The sequence below is a fragment of the Kamptonema formosum PCC 10802 genome (assembly GCF_000332335.1).
GTDB lineage: Bacteria > Cyanobacteriota > Cyanobacteriia > Cyanobacteriales > Oscillatoriaceae > Oscillatoria.
On record NZ_KB235949.1, the window covers coordinates 447,406 to 468,645 of the forward strand.

The following is a 21,240-nucleotide window of genomic DNA, read 5'->3' on the forward strand; positions in this document are numbered from 1 at the left end:
TGCGCTATGCCAACTGCTGTTTCTAGCGATATACCAGTGCCCGCAGCGTTGGAGGAGGCACGGAATGAGGCATTAAAAGAAGATGTGCCGCCGGATTTAGACGAGATCCTGGCGGGGCTGTACGCGGAGTATCTAGAGTTTCTCAGCCAGACTGGTGGTGACACTGTACAGGGCAGCATCATAGCTGGCAGTGGCAGTAATGTGAGGACGGGTACGGAGGGGGATGACACCCTAACAGGGACTGCCGGCAATGACAGCATTGAGGGTCTGGCGGGGGATGACAGTATCGTGGGCAACGCCGGTCAGGATACCCTTGCGGGCAGCGAGGGCAACGACACAATCACAGGGGACGATGGGAATGACCTAATTTTCGGCAACCAAGACATTGACTCGCTGCTGGGCGGATTGGGCAACGACTGCTTGCTGGGGGGGCAGGACGGGGACAGCCTCTTGGGCAACGAAGGTGCTGACTATCTCAATGGCAACCGGGGGAGCGACACGCTGCTGGGGGGTGCGGGCAATGATACGCTCCAGGGGGGCAGAGATGATGACTCTCTGATTGGGGATGCCGGTGATGACACCCTCTCGGGCGACCGGGGTGCGGACACGCTAACCGGCGGCAATGGGGACGATGTATTCGCGATCGGTGACAGCCTGACCGGTGGGGACCTGCTGACTGACTTTGACCAGGGCCAGGATGTGATTGCGCTGACGGGGAACCTGACGTTTCAAGACTTGAATATTGTTCGCGGCACCGGCGACCGGGCAGGCGACCTGATTATTCAGTTGCCGGGCACCGGCAACACCACTCAGATTCTCGCTATTTTGCAGGGGGGTGCCAATCTGACACTGGCGGCGGGGGATTTTATCACTTTGGCGGCGCAGGCATGACAGGGGCAGCCACGGGGGGCTGCCCCGGAGAGCCGGCATTGCCCCCCTCACCCCCCCAGCCCCTCCTCCTGGGCTATCCCTTCCCCACAAGTCCCAGAAAACTTTCAGAAGTATTGCTTCTAGCTCTGTTTCTCTCCCGGAGAGATTTGCAATAAGCCATAACTAATGAGAATAAAGCTCTGGAGAAAAGCCAGAACCCTGACTCGCGGGTTGGCGGTTGTCCCCGACAGCTGGGGGTGGGGAAGTGGTAGGATGTCAACATAACAGGTTTTAGTTGAGAAACTCTTGTCAGCCCATGCGAGTGTTCGTCTTGCTGTTTAACGCCCGAACGGAAAATGAGGGAATTCACACGCTCAAGGATCTGCGAACCGAGCGCAACAAGGTCTTGATGTTTGAGTCGGAAGACGACGCCACGCGCTACGCTCTGATGCTGGAAGCCCAAGATTTTCCCACCGCGACCGTGGAAGCGGTGGAGGACTCTGAGGTGAAGGAATTTTGCTCTGACTGCGATTACGACTGGGAACTCGTGGCTACTGGGGGGCTGGCACTCCCACCGGAAAATAATGTGGATCGAACAGACTGGCAGGCTGAGAAGTCTGAGGAACCCGAGATGTCTGACTCTGAGCTAGAGCGGATTCGCCGCAAGCTGGAAGGGCTGCTCTGACAGGATCTCGGAACAAGGCGCAAGCGTTGAAGGATGAAGGGGCAACCAAAGAAGGATCGAGTGTCAAGAATGAAGAATTTGCAGGAGCGCGGGCATTTACTGACTGAGCAGGTGAATCCCAACAGTCAGAATCTCGACCAGCTGAGTTCGCTGGAATTGGTGGATCTGTTTAATCGGGAAGATGCCCGAACTCTGGCGGCGATCTCCGCCGCCAAGAAAGAGCTGGCACTGGCAATAGACCGCACGGCTGTGGCCCTGCGCCACGGCGGACGCCTGTTTTATGTGGGTGCGGGGACGAGCGGGCGGCTGGGCGTTCTCGACGCGGCTGAGTGCCCGCCCACGTTTTGCTCGCCGCCGGAATTGGTGCAGGGGATTATTGCCGGGGGTGCCGGCGCTTTGGTCCGGTCCTCAGAAGATTTGGAAGACCGGTATGAGGATGGGGCGGAGGGGATCTCCCACCGGCAGGTCACGGAACTGGATGTGGTGGTGGGAATTACTGCCGGCGGCACGACTCCTTTTGTCCACGGGGCTCTGCAAGCGGCTAAAGCCCGAGGGGCTGCTACGGTTTTCATCGCCTGCGTGCCGGCGGAACAGGTTAGCGCCGATGCGGATATCGATATCCGCTTGCTCGTCGGTCCAGAAATTCTGGCGGGCTCGACCCGACTGAAAGCCGGCACTGTTACCAAAATGGCGCTCAATATCCTCTCCACCAGCGTCATGGTTCGGCTGGGCAAAGTCTACGGCAACCGCATGGTGGATGTGGCCGTTACGAATAAAAAGCTGCATGACCGCGCTTTGCGCATTTTGCAAGACCTCACTGACCTGAGTCGCGAAGAAGCCGGCTATTTGCTGGAACGCAGCGGTCGGTCGGTGAAGCTGGCCCTGCTCATGCACTGGACAGGGCTGGACATGCAAGAGGCTCAGCTCCTCCTCGACGAACACCAGGGCAATGTCAGGGCGGCTGCCAACAGCGGCAAAAATAAGATCGACAAGCTCAGCTCCGGTTGAATATTATTTGTATAAAAATGGGATCTTGCTCGTGCGTGACGCTCCTCCACTAAGGGTTGTGTGCTGCGTCACGCACGCTTAATAGCAATATAATTGCATAGTGTGCGAAACAGGTATGGCCGGTTGCCCGGGTTTACACTTTCAAGATACCCCTATACTGCCGAGTGGAAAATCTGCCTAAACTCAGAAAAATATCAGCAATACAATTTTCCTCCTTCCATATCGCTCCGGGGCAGAGCTTGGGAACGAAAGGAATTAGGATATGCCTCCGGGTTTCTAATACAAAGTTGGGACTAAGCTCTCAGGCTTTTAACCTGCTTTTCAGTTGAAAGGAGGCAGAGCCTGCAGATTGCGTTCCCAGGCAGAGCCTGAGAACGAGGGATAGAACGAGGGATAGAGATGTAAGCGCGCACGCAGATGATGCGCCCTAGCTTATAGGATTTAAACTGGGGCTGAAAAGGCTTTACTGCCGCCTTTTTCAATTCCATTCTCCAAAATTAAAAATCCAAAATTAGTAAAACAAGCAGGTTGAAAGCGGAAAGCGGAACAGCTTAGACCTGAATTCTTCGAGAGTTAAACACCGGCCCCACAGGGCGGGGGGGGAGGCGCGCGCCAGTCGCTGCTTTGCAAGCATGCAGGGGGGCGGGCAGCAGGCGAGTGGGAGGAGCCTTCTGGCGCTATGCTTGTGAAAGGGTAACAAACTAGAACGATCTGGGATTCCTGACGTCGGTCAGGCTTTGTCTGGTGAGAGGGCTTCAAGAGTTGGACATGTACACTGCATCCGAAAACACGGCAACAATTGCAATCGTGCTGATTGCCATAGGGATTTTGGGCTGGGGCTACTACCGGGCCAAGCATGACGGCAAACTGGGAATTTTAGCGTGGCTGCAGTCGGTGTCGCTGATGACTCCCTGGCTGATTTTCTTTGGGCTGTTCGCCGCCGGCATGTATATTAACCTCGCCAGCATCCTGTTTTTGCTGGCGGGGAGTGCTGGACTGTACATCTTTTTGGGGAATCGCTTGCGTGCGGCAAGTCAGGATGCGGCGCTGCGGGAGCGACTGGAAGGGATGCTGAAGTCCAAGGAGGAGCCAGCGCCGGCGGGAGAAAAAGCGGCGGAGGAGGCTGCCGGCACAGATCGACGGGACATACCGGCGGCAGGGACAAGAAATGTGGCCCAGCCCGAGGTGGCTCCCATACCAGGGGAAGAATTGAAGACGATCCAGGGCATTTTTGGGGTGGATACCTTCTTTGCCACGGAAACTATCCCCTATCAGGAAGGGGCGATCTTCAAGGGCAATCTGCGGGGAGAGGCTGAGGCTGTCCGCGACCGGCTGTCTGCGGCGCTGCAGGATCGTTTGGGCGAGCGCTACCGGCTGTTTTTGGTGGCTTCCCCAGAAGGCAAGCCGACTGTTATTGTACTCCCGAGCAGCAATGACCCGCAACCGCTGGCGGTTCCGCAAAAAGTCCTGGCGGCGGCGCTGCTGCTGGCGACGATTGCCTGCAGCCTGGAGACAGGAGGGTTGCTGCTGGGGTTCGATTTCTTTGAGAATATGAGCCGGCTGGCGGAAGTGCTGCCGGTGAGTGCGGGGATCTGGGCGGTGTTGGTGGCCCACGAAATGGGCCACCAGATAGTGGCCAGACGCAATCATGTCCGCTTCAGCTGGCCATTTTTCATTCCGACGTGGCAAGTGGGCTCGTTTGGGGCGCTGAACCGGTTTGAGTCGCTGCTGCCCAACCGGCAGGTGCTGTTTGATGTGGCGTTTGCAGGTCCGGCGGCGGGGGGGCTGGTGTCTTTGGCAATGCTCCTGGTTGGCTTGCTGCTTTCCGGTGAGGGGAGTTTGTTTGAAATTCCGGCTGACTTTTTCCAAGGCTCGGTTTTAGTCGGAACTTTGGCTAAAGTTGTTTTGGGTTCGGCGCTGCAAAAGCCGGTGGTTAATGTGCACCCGCTGGCGGTGATTGGCTGGCTGGGGCTGGTGATTTCGGCCCTGAATTTGATGCCGGCTGGGCAACTAGATGGGGGGCGGATTGTTCAGGCGATTTACGGGCGCAAGATTGCCGGTGGGGCGACGGTGGCGACTTTGATTGTGCTTGCGATTGTGTCTCTGTTCAATCCTTTGGCGCTGTACTGGGCGATTGCGATCCTGTTCCTGCAGCGGAATCTGGAGCGCCCGTGTTTGAATGATTTGACTGAACCGGATGACGCCCGCGCTGCTTTGGGGTTGCTGGCTCTGTTTTTGATGGTGGCAACTCTTCTGCCGCTGACGCCGGCTTTGGCGGGCCGTTTGGGCATCGGGGGGTGACTGCAGGGCCGGCTTCGCTGCGACCTGTTTGGTTTGAACCGCCCCGGTTGCGGTTACGCCAAGAAAGAGCCTTGAAAGATTTCTCTCGCTCCGAGTCTGGGGCTAGAAGGGGAAGGAGAAAAAAAAGCCGGTGTTCGAGGTAGTATGAAGTTAGTAGGCGCTGGAGTTTGTGGCGGGAAGATTTGCTTATGCCTAGTGCACTTCCTCCGATAGTGGTGGTTTTCGATCTCGGTGCCCTGATGACCGGCAGGACTCGGGAGTGGGAAATGTGCTCGCGGCTGGGAACTTGCTATCTGCCGCAGGTGGTATACGAGGAAATTGAGGAACTCTCGCGGCGGGCTGAGGAAGGAACCCAGCTGGAAGTGGCGAGGGAGTTTGTGCGCTTTTGGCCGTATAGCGGCTGGCTGCTGAGTGATGCGGCGGCGAGCCACCGGCTGTTGCAGCCGGCTGCGGGGGCGCAAGTGAGCAAGCAAGCGCGACTGGTGGTGGCGGTGGCTCAGTGCGCCTACGCTCTGTCGCAGGAGCGCGCTCGGGAGCTGGTGGTTTTTGTGTCGGACAGTTTGCGGCTGTTGCAGCGGATGCAATCGCTGGAGGTGGGGAATCTTTGCTGCATTAATTCGACGGTGCTGATGCAGTGGGCGCGTTCGGGTCAGCGACCGCTGCTGGTGACAAAGCAGGTGCAAGCGATGATTAAGGCTAGACCTAAGACGCAGGGGGGGGCAGCCGGCAATAGTCCGCCGCGAACTCAGCCACGCTCGTCGATGCCGGTGTCAGTCAGTCAGCCGGTGACTCAACCTCGCTCGTCAATGGGAATGTCAGTCAGTCCACCGGCAACTTTTAATAAGGAGGAGGCTCTGGCGTCTAGGGTGCGCTTTACGCGCCAGGCGATTAAGGCTTCCAAGTTGGGTTCGCCACAGGATAAGGAGGGGGTGCGGGACAAGTCTGGGTCGGTATATTTGCCTTCTGTGCAGCGGCGCAGGTCTGCTGTATCTCACAAGAAGCCCGGTTTTTTTGCCTGGTTGATGAATCTGCTCTATACGCTGGTGGCGGTGGCTGGGTTTGCGATGGCGGGGGGATTTGCTTGGAAGTTGGTTCAGCCGGCGAGTTTTGACAAGTTTTGGAAGCAGCAGGTGGTGCCGGTTTGGCAGCAAAAGGTGGTGCCGGCTTTTTCCGCACAGCCGCGACAGCCGCGACACAAACCGCACAAGAAGTGAGTGCCGGTGGGGGAGCGCGCCTTTTTTGCCCCGGCGATGGGAAAGGGCATCGGGCATCCCCTTTGGGCGGATAGCTCCTGGCTACTATAGCAGTAGCCACTTAGATTAGGACATTAGACTTTGAGGGCAGGCGAGACGCCTGCCCTACGCCTATATCTTGTATCTCGTGTCGAGCGTGTCCTAAACTGACTGTCTGCTGCTATAGATACTGCGACAAACTTTACCCGCAAGGCAAGGGTTTAAGACTATAAATGCCGGCAATTTTGACTCTCGTTCCGGGGCGGTCTCCGTGTGCCGCACCGCCCCTACAGCCTGGGAGCGCAATCTGGAGGCTCTGCCTCCTTTCCAGGGAAAAGCAGGTTAAAAGCCTAACAGCTTATCTATCTCAACTTGGTTTCAGCTCAAGATATTCACGCACAGCCAACTGCTGCTGATATACATGAGCGAGTTTTCGGGAAGGGTGGGGGGAGCCGCCGCGCATCCCAACCGGCTTTTTTGAAACGCTCGGTTTGAAGGCCGACGCCCAACTGCAAAGGGTGGGGCTAATGCCCAACTATAGCAGTATGCACTTAGGGCGCGGACATTATATCAAGAGGGCAGGCGAGACGCCTGCCCTACGCCTTTTTCCCTAGGTCACTGATGTCCGCGCCCAATATGACTGCTGCTATACAAACGGGGCTCCGGGCGCTTCCCGACAGCCTTTACCGCAAGCTGTGCTGTCAATAAGAGAGCAGCGCGGTACAATAAGAATGGTCATCGCTATTCAGGTTAACTGTATGGTTATCAGTCCTTTAACATTAAACTTAGACACCGTTTGCCTGACAGACGAACAGTTCTACAAGCTCTGTCAGAATAACCGCGAATTGAACTTTGAGCGAACTGCAAAAGGAGAATTAATTATCATGGCACCAGTAGGAGGCGATAGCGGCAATCGAGAAGCAGACTTAATTATCGATTTGGGAAACTGGAACCGGCAAACCGGCTTGGGTTTCACCTTCAGTTCCTCCACGGTTTTTAAATTGCCAAATGGGGCTGACCGCTCCCCAGATGCCGCCTGGATTCGGCGGGAGCGTTGGGAAGCTCTCACTCCAGAACAGAGACGCAAATTCCCCCCCATCGCCCCGGATTTTGTGATTGAGTTAAGGTCAGCTAGCGACTCTCTAGAAATTCTCCGCGATAAAATGCAGGAATATCTCGATGCTGGGGTGCGATTGGGGTGGCTGATTAATCCCCAAAACCAGCAGGTAGAAATTTACCGGCAAGGACGAGATGTGGATGTGCGAAATCTTCCTGCAACGTTAGCCGGTGAAGACGTATTGCCTGGATTTACTTTGAGTCTACGCCTGTATTGAGAGTATAGCTGTATTGAGAGTATAGGAGTATTCATTTAGGTTCGGATACACTCGTCGGAAAAAAACGCCTATCCTACCAAGTTCCGACGTAGGGCAGGCGAGACGCCTGCCCTAACCTAAGTGGCTAGTGCTATATCTCGCTCTCTGTCGGGCATTGGGCATCATCGCATTGGGCATCATCGCATTGGGCATTGGGTTCTGAATCAACCAGAGACATGATAAGCTATGGCGCATTAAATTTGCACTACGCATCTCTATTATCTCGTTCCCAGGCAGAGCCTGGGAACGCAATATGGAGGCTCTGCCTCCTTTTAACGAAAAGCAGGTTAAAAGCCTAACAGCTTAGGGAGCATGTCACTTTTGCTAGTTCCCAGGAGCTATAGCAGTAGGCACTTAGGTTAGGACGTAGGACAGGCGTCTCGCCTGTCCCAGAAATATTGAGGGCACGGAGGGAACGCCTGCCCTACGCCTTTTTCCCTAGGTCACTGATGTCCTAACCAATATGACTGCTGCTAGAGCTACTGGGACAGGCTTTCGTCCGTGCTGAGTGGGGCTAATTGTAGAGACGCACCATGACCTTCTTTGGGTGCGTTCTCAAAGGAGGGCAGGCACCCTACTTCTGACAGAGTATGGGGCGTGCTGGGGGACTGCCCTTCACACAATCTTCATATTACCTGGCTGTTTTTTAAAGATTTAATAAAGTTGACCGGCTGCTGGCAACCTTGATACAGCACGAGCTTCACATTGGGAGGAAAAGGTCTAAAATTTCAGTGGAATCAAACCGCAGGCGGATGACAGGCGTGTGGGGTGCCGGCAAGAATAAGGTCTGTACAGTCTAGCTATAGGGAGAGGTTATTCAGACGATATCATGCAACTTCAATCACTTTTCCAGCCCGTAACTGTGGCAGAAATTACCAGTCAGACGTGGTGCTATCGCTGCATTACTCGCAGGGACCACCACCGGCTGATGCTGGCTCTGTTAGGGGGCTGGCTCAGCCAAGAAGAGCTGTGTGCCATCGACCGGCTGCTGTACGCAGTTAGAAGGGGATGGCTGAAAGTGGTGGATTAACTCTGGGGGCTTTTTCCAGCGCCTTGGAGGTTTAAAAAAACAATATTACAAGCAGTTGAGCCCCTGATGTGTTAGAACGTGCATTGCGCAGCTGTCTTCCTCTGCCCCTCCGGGAACAAGAGGTGGCGCAGTTATGTCTGGGCTGAATTATCTGTCGCGGCGTCGCCGGTGGGGAGAAACTCGTCAGCTGCAGCCAGCCGGCGGAACCCCCCAATGCCCCAGTGGGGCGGACAGTGGCGGAGGATTTTGAGGGGATTTGCGCCATTGCCGGCTGCTGCCAGTTTCACGAGTGTCTCCCTGACGGCTGGCAATCTTCATGGAGCGAGTCCAGTGATGCCGGTCATAAAAAACTTGCGATCTCCGGATACTGGTGCGGCGACGACGATCGCCCAGTCGGGGGATTGCCATCACCCTCAAAATTGAGATATAGTGATAGATTGTACAAAGCAGCATATTTAAGACATCAGTGTGCTTCTGCTCCCAACTTATGAGGTGATCCAGATGTCATCGCTATTGCTCATTTCACTGCTGACTGCTCTGGGGGCAGCCTACTTCTACTTGAACGTCTCGGAAGAGATCCCCCGCATCATGGCTTTAACCATTGTTGCTATCTGCTTTATTCTCGATCTGGTTTTGGCACCTTGGCCAATCCAGATGCTGATTCTGATGCTCGTCCTGCTCGCCACCAGAGACGTCTCACTGCCGAATCAGCGCCGCCTGGGGTGAGCGCTCGCCACAGCTCTGAGCACGCCTTTATGAAGTTTTCTCACAATTTGGTGACACGGTTCAGCCAGTTGTGACAAGCTGAAGGTGGGGATCGTGCTAGAGCAAGCTTTAGCGGCATTATGCAGGAAATTATTTTGATTCTGATTCTGGCGAGTGCAACCATTGCTGCTACCTATATCGGGGCCCTTCTGGGTCTGGCTGTTACCGGATGCTTCATGTTCTTGAAATATGTCCCTGAGTGGACGTGGACAGTGGTGTTGCTGGCTCTGACGGTGGCCACTCTCAGAGGGCTGCGCTACTCAGCGGAATAATCCTCCCTAGAAGCCGCACGGTGAAGTTCCGCACCGTGGGCTTTGCCGTGCCTGACGCCGCAAAAGCCGGTGAGCGCGGCGCGGGTTGGGGCAAGTCCCGCTCAGGAGCGATCCGCGCGCTGGATCGAGTCATGCCGGTCCGACCGCTGAGCGTGATGCGCGGCGTGTTGAGGGTTGCCATCGCAGATGCCTGAAATCTTGCTTAATGTTAGCTAGGCTACTGAGTTCTCCCCCATAGGATGTTAGTCTGAAACTGCAAAGGCTCTTCGCTTTTGCTGTAGCCCCAATAAACGAGGCGATCTTTATGTTTCCAATATATTTAATAGCACTGGCAATGTCTCTGGGAGCGCTCTGGGTGTTTGTCAAAACATCACAGGACGTTTACATAGTTTTGGCGGCAGCAGTGGGTATCATTTGTTTTATTTGGGGATTTGCTTTGGCACCTTGGCATCTACAGCTGTTGCTCCTGGTGATCCTGCTGGCTCTTGAGCGCTTCTACTCAATGAAGGAAGGCCGGCAGGGCTGATCTGGAAAAGCCCGAGTTGGCGTCAGGTGACGGCTGCCGGTGGCACTGACAAGCCTTTTGCTCTGTCCCACCGGCTGGCTTTAGAGAGTGGTTGTAAAGAAAAGTGAAGACGCCAGAAACCGGGTTTCTTTTACAATACCTTCGCCAAAAAAGGAAAGGGCTTTTGTAGTACAGTTGTTGTTTACTACAACGACAACTGAGAACTCCACAAAAGCCCATGCTTGACATCTTACCACTTTTACAGTGCCTGCAACCAGAGATTGGGGCCACCAGTGTGCGTCAACTAAGCCGGATTGCCTTTGCCATGTTGGCCATGACAGGACGAGTGACCATGCTGAGCCTGTCCCGCTGGGCGGGCCAAGGTGGGAGTTATCGAACTGTCCAACGATTCTTCCACACGGCCCGACCTTGGGCCACTCTGTTCTGGATATTTTTTCGCCAGCATTTATACCGGAGTTCTGAAGTCTATCTTCTGGCAGGAGATGAAGTGGTCGTCACCAAAGCCGGTAAAAAACCTACGGACTTGAGCGCTTCTTTTCTAGTCTGTATGGCAAATCCTTAACCGGGCTATCTTTCTTCACACTATCATTAGTAAGTGTTCAGGAAAAACGTTCATTCCCTATAAGGGTCGAACAAGTCATCAAGAACGACCGTGAAAAGTTGAGGCAGGGGTCTGAAAATACAGAGTCTAGCCCGCCCAAAGGCCAAGTCAAACGACCCAAGGCAAGTCGGAGTAAAAATCAAACGGTCCCGACGGCGACCGACCCAATACCTAAAAATCGAGGGGGCGACCTGCCGGCAGGAAAAATCAAAATAAAAGCGCCGTCCCTCCCAATCCTGAATTATTGCAAATCCAAAGTTGGATAGAGTCATTGCTTAAACTGTTGGGCGGTATGCTGCCCCTGACTTATCTGCTATTGGACGGTCACTTTGGCAATAATGCATCTCTGCAAATGGCCCGCCGGCTGAATTTACATCTAATTTCAAAGCTCCGTTACGATTCGGCGCTTTATATCCCCTATCAAAACCCCGAGCCTGGCCAAACATGCCGCCGGAAATATGGAGATAAGCTTGACCTACGCAACATGCCCGCTCAATACCTGAAAAACAGCACGATTGATGGGCCAATTCTCACTGATATCTATCAAGCGCAACTGCTCCACAAGGAATTTGCTCAACCTCTGAATGTGGTGATTCTGGTCAAGACTCATCAAAGCACTAATGCTCGCCACCACGTCATTTTATTTACCAGTGACCCTGACTTGCCTTACGACAAGTTAATAAATTTTTACAGCCGGCGCTTTCAAATCGAATTTAATTTTCGGGACAACAATTCTGGGGCCTGGAAGATTTTATGAATGTCAGCCAAACGGCAGTAACTAATGCGGCCAATCTCTCATTTTTCATGGTCAACCTGTCCCATCACCTGCTGGGGACTGGCCGGGGGAAGCATTGTGGGGACAGTGTGCTGGATCTCAAAGCCATCTGTCGGGGCTCAAAATATGTGGCCGAAATCATAAAACTCCTTCCGGAAAAACCTGAGCCAGTTTTATTGGCTCAGATTTTCCAACGTATATCCCGCCTAGGTCGTATCCACCGGCCACCCGCTTGTAGCAACCTCAGCTGATTTGGCGAAGGTATTGTTAAAGAAACCGGGTTTCTCAGTCCCTGGACAAGTGACTGGGGTGCGTCTCGGGGAACGCACCCTACTTTTGTGACAGGTGCGATCGCCCTAGCTGGTGGAGCCGCCCGGTGAAGCTTTGCATGTTCGCCGGTTGAAGAACCCCACCCCCCAACCCCCTCCCCGTGTGCGGGGAGGGGGAGCTTAAAGGGATTTTCGCTGCTTGGAAAAAGTTTCAATTATCCTGGTGCAACGCCCCCGGTGAAGCTTTCCATTTTCGCCGGTTGAGTCCCTCTGTGAAAATAGGCCCTTGCCGAGCCTGTCCCACTTTGAAAGTCGTGCCGATTTCGCACCAACCTGCGGAACTTACCGGCACCCTGCTGCCGTCCTACTTTTAGTGGTCGTGGAAACTGTAAGCGGTTGAGGTGCCGGCATTACGATTTATGGAAAATTGACTAATTTACGGGGAATCACTTTTTTAGGACTTAGGACCTGAAAGAAACCGGGTTTTGTGAGACTTGGCGCTGAAAGTCAAGGAGTCTGGTTCATAAAACCGGTTTCTGCGTAAGTTCTAAAACACTGAAAGAAACTGGGTTTATGGTGTGAGACTCGGCGCTGAAAGTCAAGGAGTCTGGTTCATAAAATCGGTTTCTGCGTAAGTTCTAAACAAGTCAGAATGTCTTCTGACTTCTGAACTGTCATTGTAAAAATAAGTGAAGGAGAGGGGTGATATGAACTTCTTTCAGACGGAAAAGAATGGTGTTGCAGTTGGCGCAACAGTGGCGGAACCGCAACGGTTTCCGCGAGTTAACTTTGCTAAAACCGGCTCGCGTACCGGGCTTGTTTGCGCGGTGGCGCTGACCGGCATTCTGTGTGCGGGTACCGGTGTCGCCGGTGCGGCGGCTGAGGTAGGGCCACAAACCGCCCCCCTAACGGTCAGCCAGAACTCGCAACGAGCGAGTCGCTTACCCCGCCAGATCGCTCTCGCCGTTCGCCAGGATCTGTCGCGCCGGGAGGGAATTCCGCTTGATAACTTGCGGATTGTGGAGGCGGAGCCGCAGACTTGGCGCGATCGCTGCTTGGGTTCGCCCCGCCGGGACGAGCGCTGCGCTCAAGGGCTCACTGAAGGCTGGCGGGTTGTGGTGTCTGACGGGTCCCAAGAGTGGACTTATTACACGGATGCCACCGGCAGGAATGTGCGGTTGGCCAATGACCCTGACTCTGGGGCTTCCCTGTCCCAGCGTGTGGCTGACGCCGTGAAGATGGACTTGTCGGGGCGGTTGCGGGTGCCGGCGGATGCGGTGCGGATTGTGAGTGCGGAACGGCGGCAGTGGCCAAATGGCTGTCTGGGCATATCGAGTCCCGGAGTGTTCTGCACTCAGGCGATTGTGCCGGGTTGGGTGGTGACTGCGGAGATCGCACGAGGGAGAAACGCACAGCAACGCTGGGTTTATCACACCAACGAATCGGGTTCTGTGGTGAAGCTGAATCAGTCAGGCGGTTTTTCTGATAGTGGCGGTACGGTGAGGCCGATTCGGATTCCTGCCGGTGAACTGCCGCCTCCTTTGAACAGAGAGACGATTTTTCGGGGGAATGCGAGTGGTGGGTTTGCCGGTTTGACTTATGAGACTATTCTGATGAGCGACGGGCGGGTGATTCGGACTCGCGTGACTGGCACTGGTGGTGCAACGGAGATTCGCCGGCTTTCTTTGCAAGAGGTGCGCGAGTTTCAGCGGCTGTTACAGCGGGTGGATTGGCAGCAGTTTGATGGGTTGTATTACCCGCCGGCTCGCGGTTCTGCGGACTATATCACGGTGACGCTCACCAGTCGAGCCGGTACGACTCGCTATGCCGATATTATTCAAGACCGGCTGCCTGAAGGGTTACAGGAGGTTGTGGAAGCTTGGAATAGAATTGCTAGCCGGTGATCGGGGTGATGGGGAGATTTTGATTGGGCAATTCTAGTGCCGGTGGTTGCTCCCCTGGGGATTGAGATCGGGGATATTTATACCGGGGTAATTTAGAGCCTGGCGATTGAAAGAGACTGTTGGCGAACTTTCAATCGCCAGGAACCTAGCTAATCGCTTTCCTCAAATCGAGAACTGTTCAGTGACACCGGCATCCCCCAGAGAGACTCGCACGCCAAACTTGTCCCCCCGTTCCGCCTCAAACTCATATTGGATGAACTCATCATCGCATCGCGCGGTAACTTCTTTGAACACCTCGCCGGTGTCAGTCAGCACCGTCAGTTTGAGATTCGGCGGTAGGGTAGTGTCTTCCCCGCTGGGATAAACCCGCGCCTTGACACCAACTGCTCCCTTCTCTTCTTCCCAGACATTGATCGTTAAAACGACGGGATGTCCTTGAACGTCGATTCCCAAATCGCGAATCAGCTTAGCGCGTTTAGCCACCTGGCTCTTAAAAGCCGGCATCAGTTTTGGAGAAACCAATTCCTCAACTGCCTGCCAGCCGGCATCAAAGACACCCTCTAGCCATTGCAGTAAATTTACCACAGGGGGTGCCGGTTCGTCAATAGGTTCTGGAATTTCGTCAATCAAATCTTCCAGAGAGCGCAACTCGCTGAGGAGCAACACCCCAGCCGGTGCGGTTTTGGCAAAGCCCAACAGCTTGGCTTCTTTGGCATCTTCGTCAATTTCTACCACCACATAGCCAACCCGGTCCTCCCGAACATCTTCAGGAAGCGGGCAAACTTTGGCCCCCCGCAAAACGGGCCGGCACTCCAGTCGCCCCCAGTCTTTTACGAGCAAGTCTGCTGTATCCAGAAAAGCCTGCATAGCCGGTTGCCAGCTGTGACTTGCCGGCAAATCAGTCTCAATCCCCACGCACCGGCAGTAAAAGTTCACCGCCTGTACCGCCAGGGAGTTAAGATAAACTTGTCGCGCCTTATCGGGGTTTTTGTGCAGCCGGCTAAACGTTTCGGCCTGCCGGCAGTTATCCGCCGTCAGGGGAACGTTGAAAGTCAAATGTTCTGTGAGGTTAGTCATCATTTTAACCTAATCCCTCCTTGCTGTCCAAATAGTCCTGAAATTGCGGTGCGAAATGCCGGCACGCTTGCCTGAAGAAACTGTGTATTGTCACATAAGGGATTTTATTCCCAAACTTGGCTACAATTTCTGGCCATGACTTGTCTTCTAGGAAACAGAGGGCGATGGTGCGATAATTCGCTTCAGGGTGATTTCGGATATGCCTCTTTTGGAAAACACCCTCCGGGTCTTCTTGGATATAGTCCCGCAACTCCTGCAAAAGCATAGACGGCTGGTTTTGTGCTATGCTATCCAGATAAGTCTCTCCCGATTCGCCGTCACTGTCGGGAGTTCTCACATGTACGTCTAGAGAGAGCGTTTGCACCCATTTTCTTTGGTTGTCCTGGCTCACTCTCTTGCGATTGAGATGCCTGTCAGCGGCGTCCCGAAACCGCCACTTCAGCGTATTGTTGACCCATGAGATCACCTTGCCTTTACTTGGGTCATAGCTGTCAATATTTTTGCACACATATAGCCAAAGTTCCTGCAGCGCTTCATTGTAGACTTCGGGCGGGCAGTCATACCTGTCTGCGCAATAAAGCTTGCCCGATGCCTGAATCGCCATAACCAGCTTGGTTAAAGCTTTCTTTCGGGCTTTACTGTTAGCGGGGTGCTTCTGGGCTTCCAGAGCCAGCTTGTCCAGTTCGTCCATAGGGCGGGTGTCCTTGGGGCTAGCATGTAGCTGGGGTGGGCTTGCGCCGGCACTCTCTGGCAACCGTTGAGCCGGTGTCTGCTGTTTCGGGAGTGGCATGAATCACTGCGTCTCCTTGCGAACCGAGGTTTCTAAGGGTTTATCTGCCGCGAGAGCCGGTTTTCTACAAATTTTAAATTGTTTGTGCTAATCTCTGCCGCCTATTTGATAAGTAGAGATTATCAGTTGAGCCCTAGGCATTGGGCATGGGGGATTGGGCATGGAGCATGGGGGATTGCCGGTGGCCACCGCCCAAACTCCTCTAATAGCACTAGCCACTTAGGGAACGGACGTAGGACAGGCGTCTCGCCTGTCCCTGCTGAATGCTATTGAAAACCCCGCCTTATGAATCAAACTCCAAGAAATCAGGGCGAGCCTGTTGGGTTTGGGTGAGCTGTTGCTCCAGGGCGCTCCAGTCCTCTCGCTCAATCAGGGAGATAAACTGGTCAAGCTGACCGCGATAGGCGTGAAGGGCTCGCAGCAATTCGCGGCGGTTGTACTTGGCCATCAGCAGGCCCAGTTCGGGATTGCCGCCGCCGACGCGGCTGGTATCGCGGAAGCCGGTGCTGGCCAGCTGTTTGGCCAAAGACAGGACAGCGGGGTCGGGTTCGCCGGTGCAGGCGGAAATCAAACTGGCGCTAACTGTCACCGGCAGGTGAGAGATCCAAGCCACGGCTCGGTCGTGGTCTTCCGGACTGCAGCGGTAGAGGCGAGCGCCGAGGGAGCGGGCCAGTTGTTCCACGGCTTCCAGAGCTGCCGGTGGGGTAGAAGCCACCGGCGTAGTGACATAAGGTCTGCCGGCGAATAAACTGGACTCGGCAACCTCAATGCCGCTCTCGGCCTTGCCGGCCATAGGGTGGCCGCCGACAAAGTTGGGCCACAGGGGGGAGAGGGCCTGAACCACCGGCGTTTTTACCGAGCCCACATCGGTCAAAACTGCTGTTGGTGAGAGATGGGGGATGAGTTGCTCGACCGTTGGTACAATGACGGAAAGTGGCGTGCAAATAAACACCACCTCTGCGGCTGCCATCAGGGTCAAATCCACACCAGCATCATCGACGATCCCGCGTGCCACAGCCAACTGGCACGTCTCTTGGCGGCGAGAGTTCCCCAAAACGCGGTGCCCGCACGCTCGCAAGTCTAAACCGAGGGAGCCACCAATCAGCCCCAGCCCCACAATACCAATATGCATCTGCCACCCACTGCAAGCTACTGAGTTCTATTTTGAGCCTTAACGCTAGCATGGTAATGCCCAGTCCTATGACTGTAAAGTCGGGATGTTTAAAAGGGACCCCCGATGGAAACCGAGGAACTCCTAGAAAAATATGCATCTGGCATCAGGGACTTTACTGCTGTTAACCTCTGTGAAGCCAACCTGAGTCGAGTCAACTTGAGCGGGGCCAATTTGAGTCAGGCCAATCTGAGTATCGCGAATTTAGGGGGTGCAAATCTCAATGGAGCCAATCTGAGTCACGCCAAACTGAACGTCGCCAAACTGAATGGAGCCAATCTCAGCGGGGCCAACCTGAACGGCGCTGACCTCAACGTGGCCAACTTGATCAGGGCTGATCTCAGTGACGCATCGATGATTCAAGCGGCGCTGATTCGGGCAGAACTGATCCGAGTGGAGCTCAGCAGAGCCAACCTCAGCGAGGCGAACTTGAACGCCGCCACCTTGAGAGAGGCCAAACTCAGGCACGCGAATCTGGCCGGTGCCAACTTGAGCGAGGCGGATCTGACCAATGCCTCGCTGAAAGCCGCCAACTTGGAGAGGGCGACGCTGCGGGAAACGGATTTGAGGGGTGCGGACCTGAGTGGGGCGAACCTGAGAAACGCCGAACTCAGACGGGCCAACCTCTCGCAAGCTAAACTGATAGGGGCGGATCTGAGTGGGGCAAATTTGAGATGGGCGGATTTGAGCGGGGCGACGCTGAGATGGGCGGACCTGAGCGAGGCAAAATTGAGTGGGGCCAATTTAAGAGGTGCGGACCTCAGCGGAGCCAACCTGCTCAATGCCAGCTTAGTCTACTCGGATCTAACGCAGTCAAATTTGATTGAAGTCGATTGGACAGGAGCGGACTTGTCGGGAGCCACCTTGACCGGTGCCAAAATGTATGAGGTGATGAGGTTCGGTCTGAAAACAGAAGGGCTGATCTGCGAGTGGGTTGACCTGAGCCCGAACGGCGACCGGTCCGTGACCTACCGCCTCAGCCCAGAAGAGTCGAAAAAATTTTTCAATCAAACACTGCCAACCGTCCGAATTACCATCGACTCACAGCTCAATCCCGACGCCCATCTGGCTTTAGCGGTCGCTTACCACCAAATTGCTTACCACTACCCAGCGATGGGCTACCCCCCCAACATCGAAGTCAGCGGTCGCCGAACCATTCTAACGTTTAGGACCAGCAGCGACACTCGATTATTTCCCACGGCTTATGTGGCCATACTGCCCTTTAAGGATGGCGGATTAACCCAAGAGAAAATTGTCAATTTGGTGCAAATGATCGAATCACAAGATATCAGCAATCTGCTCAATAAAGCGGTTGGGAAAATCGAGGAGATCAAAAAATCGGAGACGTTTTCCAGGCTGGTAAAGCGCGAAAAGTTCTTTCAATCTCCCACGCTGACAGTGATAACGAACTCTGGCAACCGAACCTTGGATGTCCACCACCACCCCAGTTTCGGCAAGCGCTGGATGAACACCTCTGAACTCATCGAACTCTACCCGGGCAGTTTGGATGAAAGCCAGCAACTCGCTCTCCCTCCTGTCAGTGTAATTGTAAATTTTATACAGGGCTTGCATTTGCTCTCCAGTAAATTTTGAACTAACCCCTAGCTAGCTGCTTGTTTTCACCACAGAATAGAAAAGTATTGGAACGGGAACTCTGATGGAAGTTGAGGAAATCTTACAAAAATATGCAGCGGGAGAAAGAAACTTTGCAGGTCTCAACCTCTGCGAGATCAACCTCAGCAGAGTTAACCTCAGTGGGGTCAATTTGAGTGGTGCGATCCTGAGTGTCGCCAATCTCAGTGGAGCCAATCTGAGCGGAGCGAACCTGAGCGGGGCAAAACTCAATGTCACCCGCCTCAGCGGTGCCAATCTCAGCAAAGCCAATTTAAACGGCGCAATTCTCAATGTGGCCAACCTCGTGCGGGCTAACCTGTCGGACGCGGAACTGATTCAAGCTTCCCTGATTCGCGCTGAGCTGATCCGAGCCGAACTGAGCAGAGCCAATCTCATCGAGGCCAACCTCAACGGAGCCGACCTCAGGGAGTCGAAACTCAGACAGGTCAACCTCAGCGGTGCCAACCTCAGTGAAGCCGACATGCGGGGCGCATCTCTGGCGGGAGCCAATTTGGAGCAAGCCAAATTGAACCAAACTGACCTCAGCGGAGCCGACCTCAGCGGTGCGAATCTGAATAATTGCGAACTCAGACATGTGAGCTTCAACCGCGCCAACCTCAGCGGAGCCGACCTCAGCGGGGCCAATCTCCGCTGGGCGGTTCTCAGCGGTGCCAACCTGCAGTGGGGCAACCTCAGTGACGCCAAGCTCAGCGGGGCCAATTTGATAGGGGCTGACTTGAGCAACAGCAATTTGCTCAATGCCAGTTTGGTTCACGCCGATCTCACTCAAGCTAATTTGAGCCGCGCTGAGTGGGTGGGTGCTGACCTCAGCGGTGCCACCTTAACGGGTGCCAAGCTTTATGGCGTTTCCCGCTTTGGTTTGAAAACGGATGGGATTATTTGCGACTGGGTTGATATCAGCCCCCACGGAGATCACACCCAGCTTTACCGCTTCACCGGCGAAGACTCGAAAAAGTTTTTTAATCAAACGCCGCCAACTGTCCGCATTGTCATCGACGCGCCCCTAGATCAGGAGTCTAATTTTGTCTTAGCCGCCAGCTATCACAAAATCGCTCAGCAATACCCCAGCCTCAGCCAGCCCCCCAGCATTGCAGTCGGCTATCGCCGAACGGTGATCACTTTTAGGGTGGACAGCGACGAGCAATTATTTCCCACCGCTTATGTGGCAATTCTTCCCTTTGAAAACGCCTCCGCCACTCACAGAAATATCATCACCTCGGTCAAGCAACTCCGCGCCCACGCCACCACCCACCTCAGCATCCCAGAACTCAGGCGCGTCCAGCAATTAAGTGCGGTGATGAGTCAAGCCCTCAACCAGATCGCTGCTATTGACCTCTCGAAAATTTTTCCCCCAATGGTCGAGAGAGCTAGCTTTTTCCAAGCCCCCACGCACACAATATTACTCAATTCCAGCGACCGCAGCTTGAGTGTCTACCACCACCCGAGTTTCGGCAAGCGGTTTATGAATCAAGCCGGCTCCCCAACTCAGGGCCCAGCCGGCATGCCGTCAGGCCAGCAGTTTGCCATCCCCCCCCTCACTGTTGTGATCGATTTTATTAAAGGTTTCTATTCGATCGAGTCTCAGTAAGCAGCGGGCGTCTTGGCGTGCCGCCGGCTGCCCCCACCTTCAGGCGCGGATCGCCTCCGGCAAGCAGCCGGCAAAAATAAACGGAACATCCAGAAACCGGGTTTTTTAAGAAACCCGGTTTCAAGCCAACGCCATATTCCTGCTGCCGGCTGCGGTTGCTATTTGTGTTTTCTGGGGTGCTTGCCTTGTTTGGCCCGCTGAACTGACAATTCCCTCAGGGTGCGCCACCGCCGGCTACAGCTCAAGGTAAACTAACTGTAGTGGTGAGGAAATCACATGAACGCTTGGCGCGACAAGTTCAATCAAATGATGGGCCGCACTCGGATTGTGGTCTGCCGCTTATTTATCCATTTAGCCGGGGAAGAAGTCGCCCCCCTGTTGGGCGTCCTCAATCGCGCCGGCAGAGAGGTTATCGCCGCCGAGGGCGATATCGAGGTGGCCGGCTCCCAGCTGGTGGAAATCTGCCAGAACCTACTGCAGTGCGATGTCTACTGGCGATCGGCGGCGAATGAAGGGGATGTTTTCTGGAACCAGGGGGAAGCCGGTGACTATGTGAACGAACTGTTTACCGACTCGGCTCAGCGCTATTTGAGCCAGCCCGACCTCAGCCCATTGGCACCAGACGCGCCCCTGTCCTTGCCGGTGACGAGCAACCTGGTGGTCATGCTGGCAGTGGCTTACGACGGCGAAGTTGCCGATCTCGAAACCGACCTCTCCCATATCGCCGCCCTCAAAGCAGGGCTGAAAGCCCTGATTAACCTGCACTACAACCACCGCCTGCTCGCCGTGCAAGTGCATTTCTCACCGGCTCAGCTCGGCGACGAACTCACCGACGACCAGCTGCTGCAAAATTTCCCGGAATTAATCCCCCTCTGAATCCGGGCTGTAAACATTTAAATTGCCTAATCACCAGCATCGCCCCGCCCCCTGCCCCGCCCTAGCCCTCTCTAAAAGACGCGAGCTGTCGCTTCCGATGCCAGAAGACGCGATCGATCCCGTTTCTACAGTAGGGTGGGTGACGCTGTGCGTCACCCACCAAAAGCGTCCCAATTTTATATAGCAATAAACATCTATAGCAGTATTCACTTAGATGAGGGCGTTATAGCAGCAGCCACTTAGATTAGGACATTAGACCTTCAGGGCAGGCGTCCCGCCTGCCCTACGTCTATATAGCAGTAAGCATTTATCCTCGCTCCCAGCTCAAGCTGGGAACGGCATCCGGTCGGCTCTGCCTCCTTTGGGCAGATAGGAAGATTAAAAGCCTAAAAGCTTACAGTATTTTTGACTCTGGCTGAATGTGCCGTTTTTAAAAATCCAAAATCATTGCATCCAAAATCATTGCATCCAAAATCATTGCATCCAAAATCC

Annotated in this window: 20 protein-coding genes and 1 pseudogene; 16 read left to right on the top strand and 5 right to left on the bottom strand. The window is 54.5% G+C overall.

The window, feature by feature from the left end; translation table 11 throughout:
• Positions 1 to 6: 6 nt before the first annotated feature.
• The 7 genes from OSC10802_RS42875 (at position 7) to OSC10802_RS0132435 (ending at position 8,499) form a co-directional block, all read left to right on the top strand.
• Complete coding sequence (locus OSC10802_RS42875) at positions 7 to 891, top strand: calcium-binding protein (RefSeq protein ID WP_017720925.1); 885 nt, start codon at positions 7 to 9, stop codon at positions 889 to 891.
• Between the two features lie 295 nt (positions 892 to 1,186).
• On the top strand, positions 1,187 to 1,555 hold the full coding sequence (locus OSC10802_RS0132410) for a DUF3110 domain-containing protein (RefSeq protein ID WP_017720926.1): 369 nt from the start codon (positions 1,187 to 1,189) through the stop codon (positions 1,553 to 1,555).
• A 69-nt stretch (positions 1,556 to 1,624) separates the two neighbouring features.
• The gene (gene murQ / locus OSC10802_RS0132415; protein WP_017720927.1) at positions 1,625 to 2,563 is read left to right on the top strand and encodes an N-acetylmuramic acid 6-phosphate etherase; all 939 of its coding nucleotides are present in this window, start codon (positions 1,625 to 1,627) and stop codon (positions 2,561 to 2,563) included.
• A 768-nt stretch (positions 2,564 to 3,331) separates the two neighbouring features.
• On the top strand, positions 3,332 to 4,864 hold the full coding sequence (locus OSC10802_RS0132420; RefSeq protein ID WP_017720928.1) for a site-2 protease family protein: 1,533 nt from the start codon (positions 3,332 to 3,334) through the stop codon (positions 4,862 to 4,864).
• A 188-nt stretch (positions 4,865 to 5,052) separates the two neighbouring features.
• Positions 5,053 to 6,078, top strand: coding sequence for a PIN domain-containing protein (locus OSC10802_RS45095; protein WP_155968995.1), 1,026 nt, complete (start codon positions 5,053 to 5,055; stop codon positions 6,076 to 6,078).
• A gap of 776 nt (positions 6,079 to 6,854) precedes the next feature.
• Complete coding sequence (locus tag OSC10802_RS0132430; RefSeq protein WP_017720930.1) at positions 6,855 to 7,430, top strand: Uma2 family endonuclease; 576 nt, start codon at positions 6,855 to 6,857, stop codon at positions 7,428 to 7,430.
• 868 nt (positions 7,431 to 8,298) lie between these two features.
• A complete protein-coding gene (locus OSC10802_RS0132435) occupies positions 8,299 to 8,499 on the top strand; it encodes a hypothetical protein (protein WP_017720931.1) in 201 nt (66 codons plus the stop codon).
• Between the two features lie 131 nt (positions 8,500 to 8,630).
• Here OSC10802_RS0132435 and OSC10802_RS51800 read toward each other — a convergent pair whose 3' ends face one another.
• Positions 8,631 to 8,786, bottom strand: a complete 156-nt coding sequence (locus OSC10802_RS51800; protein WP_017720932.1) for a hypothetical protein — start codon at positions 8,784 to 8,786, stop codon at positions 8,631 to 8,633.
• A gap of 214 nt (positions 8,787 to 9,000) precedes the next feature.
• On the opposite strand from OSC10802_RS51800, the gene OSC10802_RS42885 reads away from it, so the two are divergent.
• From OSC10802_RS42885 to OSC10802_RS0132475, 6 genes and pseudogenes are all read left to right on the top strand, one after another.
• On the top strand, positions 9,001 to 9,225 hold the full coding sequence (locus OSC10802_RS42885) for a hypothetical protein (RefSeq protein WP_052334371.1): 225 nt from the start codon (positions 9,001 to 9,003) through the stop codon (positions 9,223 to 9,225).
• Positions 9,226 to 9,344: 119 nt separating this feature from the next.
• A complete protein-coding gene (locus tag OSC10802_RS0132450; protein WP_017720934.1) occupies positions 9,345 to 9,536 on the top strand; it encodes a hypothetical protein in 192 nt (63 codons plus the stop codon).
• Positions 9,537 to 9,583: 47 nt separating this feature from the next.
• The gene (locus tag OSC10802_RS51805) at positions 9,584 to 9,730 is read left to right on the top strand and encodes a hypothetical protein (protein ID WP_155968997.1); all 147 of its coding nucleotides are present in this window, start codon (positions 9,584 to 9,586) and stop codon (positions 9,728 to 9,730) included.
• Between the two features lie 110 nt (positions 9,731 to 9,840).
• Positions 9,841 to 10,062, top strand: a complete 222-nt coding sequence (locus tag OSC10802_RS0132460) for a hypothetical protein (RefSeq protein WP_017720936.1) — start codon at positions 9,841 to 9,843, stop codon at positions 10,060 to 10,062.
• A 217-nt stretch (positions 10,063 to 10,279) separates the two neighbouring features.
• Positions 10,280 to 11,689 (top strand): annotated as a pseudogene (locus OSC10802_RS46905) (transposase).
• 725 nt (positions 11,690 to 12,414) lie between these two features.
• Positions 12,415 to 13,611, top strand: coding sequence for a DUF8738 domain-containing protein (locus OSC10802_RS0132475; RefSeq protein ID WP_017720938.1), 1,197 nt, complete (start codon positions 12,415 to 12,417; stop codon positions 13,609 to 13,611).
• Between the two features lie 162 nt (positions 13,612 to 13,773).
• On the opposite strand, the gene OSC10802_RS0132480 is transcribed toward OSC10802_RS0132475, so the two are convergent.
• The 3 genes from OSC10802_RS0132480 to OSC10802_RS0132490 all read right to left on the bottom strand — a co-directional run bounded on the left by OSC10802_RS0132480 (position 13,774) and on the right by OSC10802_RS0132490 (position 16,610).
• Complete coding sequence (locus OSC10802_RS0132480; RefSeq protein WP_052334372.1) at positions 13,774 to 14,691, bottom strand: DUF1822 family protein; 918 nt, start codon at positions 14,689 to 14,691, stop codon at positions 13,774 to 13,776.
• 1 nt (position 14,692) lies between these two features.
• Entirely contained in the window at positions 14,693 to 15,478 is a 786-nt protein-coding gene (locus OSC10802_RS0132485; protein ID WP_017720940.1) for a hypothetical protein, read from the bottom strand.
• A gap of 283 nt (positions 15,479 to 15,761) precedes the next feature.
• Entirely contained in the window at positions 15,762 to 16,610 is an 849-nt protein-coding gene (locus OSC10802_RS0132490; RefSeq protein WP_017720941.1) for a prephenate/arogenate dehydrogenase, read from the bottom strand.
• A gap of 105 nt (positions 16,611 to 16,715) precedes the next feature.
• On the opposite strand from OSC10802_RS0132490, the gene OSC10802_RS0132495 reads away from it, so the two are divergent.
• The 3 genes from OSC10802_RS0132495 to OSC10802_RS0132505 all read left to right on the top strand — a co-directional run bounded on the left by OSC10802_RS0132495 (position 16,716) and on the right by OSC10802_RS0132505 (position 20,748).
• Positions 16,716 to 18,242, top strand: coding sequence for a pentapeptide repeat-containing protein (locus OSC10802_RS0132495; RefSeq protein ID WP_017720942.1), 1,527 nt, complete (start codon positions 16,716 to 16,718; stop codon positions 18,240 to 18,242).
• A 64-nt stretch (positions 18,243 to 18,306) separates the two neighbouring features.
• Positions 18,307 to 19,872: a pentapeptide repeat-containing protein gene (locus tag OSC10802_RS0132500; RefSeq protein ID WP_017720943.1), complete on the top strand. Its 1,566-nt coding sequence runs from the start codon at positions 18,307 to 18,309 to the stop codon at positions 19,870 to 19,872.
• A 276-nt stretch (positions 19,873 to 20,148) separates the two neighbouring features.
• Positions 20,149 to 20,748, top strand: coding sequence for a DUF1517 domain-containing protein (locus OSC10802_RS0132505; RefSeq protein ID WP_017720944.1), 600 nt, complete (start codon positions 20,149 to 20,151; stop codon positions 20,746 to 20,748).
• 30 nt (positions 20,749 to 20,778) lie between these two features.
• Here the strand turns inward: OSC10802_RS0132505 and OSC10802_RS51810 are convergent, their stop codons facing one another.
• On the bottom strand, positions 20,779 to 20,958 hold the full coding sequence (locus tag OSC10802_RS51810) for a hypothetical protein (protein WP_155968999.1): 180 nt from the start codon (positions 20,956 to 20,958) through the stop codon (positions 20,779 to 20,781).
• Between the last annotated feature and the right edge of the window lie 282 nt (positions 20,959 to 21,240).

Excerpts from the sequence above, each read along its gene's own strand:
- OSC10802_RS0132485 (WP_017720940.1), bottom strand. The coding sequence starts at position 15,478 with ATGCCACTCCCGAAACAGCAGACACCGGCTCAACGGTTGCCAGAGAGT.
- OSC10802_RS0132500 (WP_017720943.1), top strand. The coding sequence starts at position 18,307 with ATGGAAGTTGAGGAAATCTTACAAAAATATGCAGCGGGAGAAAGAAAC.
- OSC10802_RS42885 (WP_052334371.1), top strand. The coding sequence starts at position 9,001 with ATGTCATCGCTATTGCTCATTTCACTGCTGACTGCTCTGGGGGCAGCC.
- OSC10802_RS0132495 (WP_017720942.1), top strand. The coding sequence starts at position 16,716 with ATGGAAACCGAGGAACTCCTAGAAAAATATGCATCTGGCATCAGGGAC.
- OSC10802_RS42875 (WP_017720925.1), top strand. The coding sequence starts at position 7 with ATGCCAACTGCTGTTTCTAGCGATATACCAGTGCCCGCAGCGTTGGAG.
- OSC10802_RS0132430 (WP_017720930.1), top strand. The coding sequence starts at position 6,855 with ATGGTTATCAGTCCTTTAACATTAAACTTAGACACCGTTTGCCTGACA.
- murQ (WP_017720927.1), top strand. The coding sequence starts at position 1,625 with ATGAAGAATTTGCAGGAGCGCGGGCATTTACTGACTGAGCAGGTGAAT.
- OSC10802_RS0132420 (WP_017720928.1), top strand. The coding sequence starts at position 3,332 with ATGTACACTGCATCCGAAAACACGGCAACAATTGCAATCGTGCTGATT.
- OSC10802_RS0132410 (WP_017720926.1), top strand. The coding sequence starts at position 1,187 with ATGCGAGTGTTCGTCTTGCTGTTTAACGCCCGAACGGAAAATGAGGGA.
- OSC10802_RS0132505 (WP_017720944.1), top strand. The coding sequence starts at position 20,149 with ATGAACGCTTGGCGCGACAAGTTCAATCAAATGATGGGCCGCACTCGG.
- OSC10802_RS0132475 (WP_017720938.1), top strand. The coding sequence starts at position 12,415 with ATGAACTTCTTTCAGACGGAAAAGAATGGTGTTGCAGTTGGCGCAACA.
- OSC10802_RS0132480 (WP_052334372.1), bottom strand. The coding sequence starts at position 14,691 with ATGATGACTAACCTCACAGAACATTTGACTTTCAACGTTCCCCTGACG.
- OSC10802_RS0132450 (WP_017720934.1), top strand. The coding sequence starts at position 9,345 with ATGCAGGAAATTATTTTGATTCTGATTCTGGCGAGTGCAACCATTGCT.
- OSC10802_RS0132435 (WP_017720931.1), top strand. The coding sequence starts at position 8,299 with ATGCAACTTCAATCACTTTTCCAGCCCGTAACTGTGGCAGAAATTACC.
- OSC10802_RS45095 (WP_155968995.1), top strand. The coding sequence starts at position 5,053 with ATGCCTAGTGCACTTCCTCCGATAGTGGTGGTTTTCGATCTCGGTGCC.
- OSC10802_RS0132490 (WP_017720941.1), bottom strand. The coding sequence starts at position 16,610 with ATGCATATTGGTATTGTGGGGCTGGGGCTGATTGGTGGCTCCCTCGGT.
- OSC10802_RS0132460 (WP_017720936.1), top strand. The coding sequence starts at position 9,841 with ATGTTTCCAATATATTTAATAGCACTGGCAATGTCTCTGGGAGCGCTC.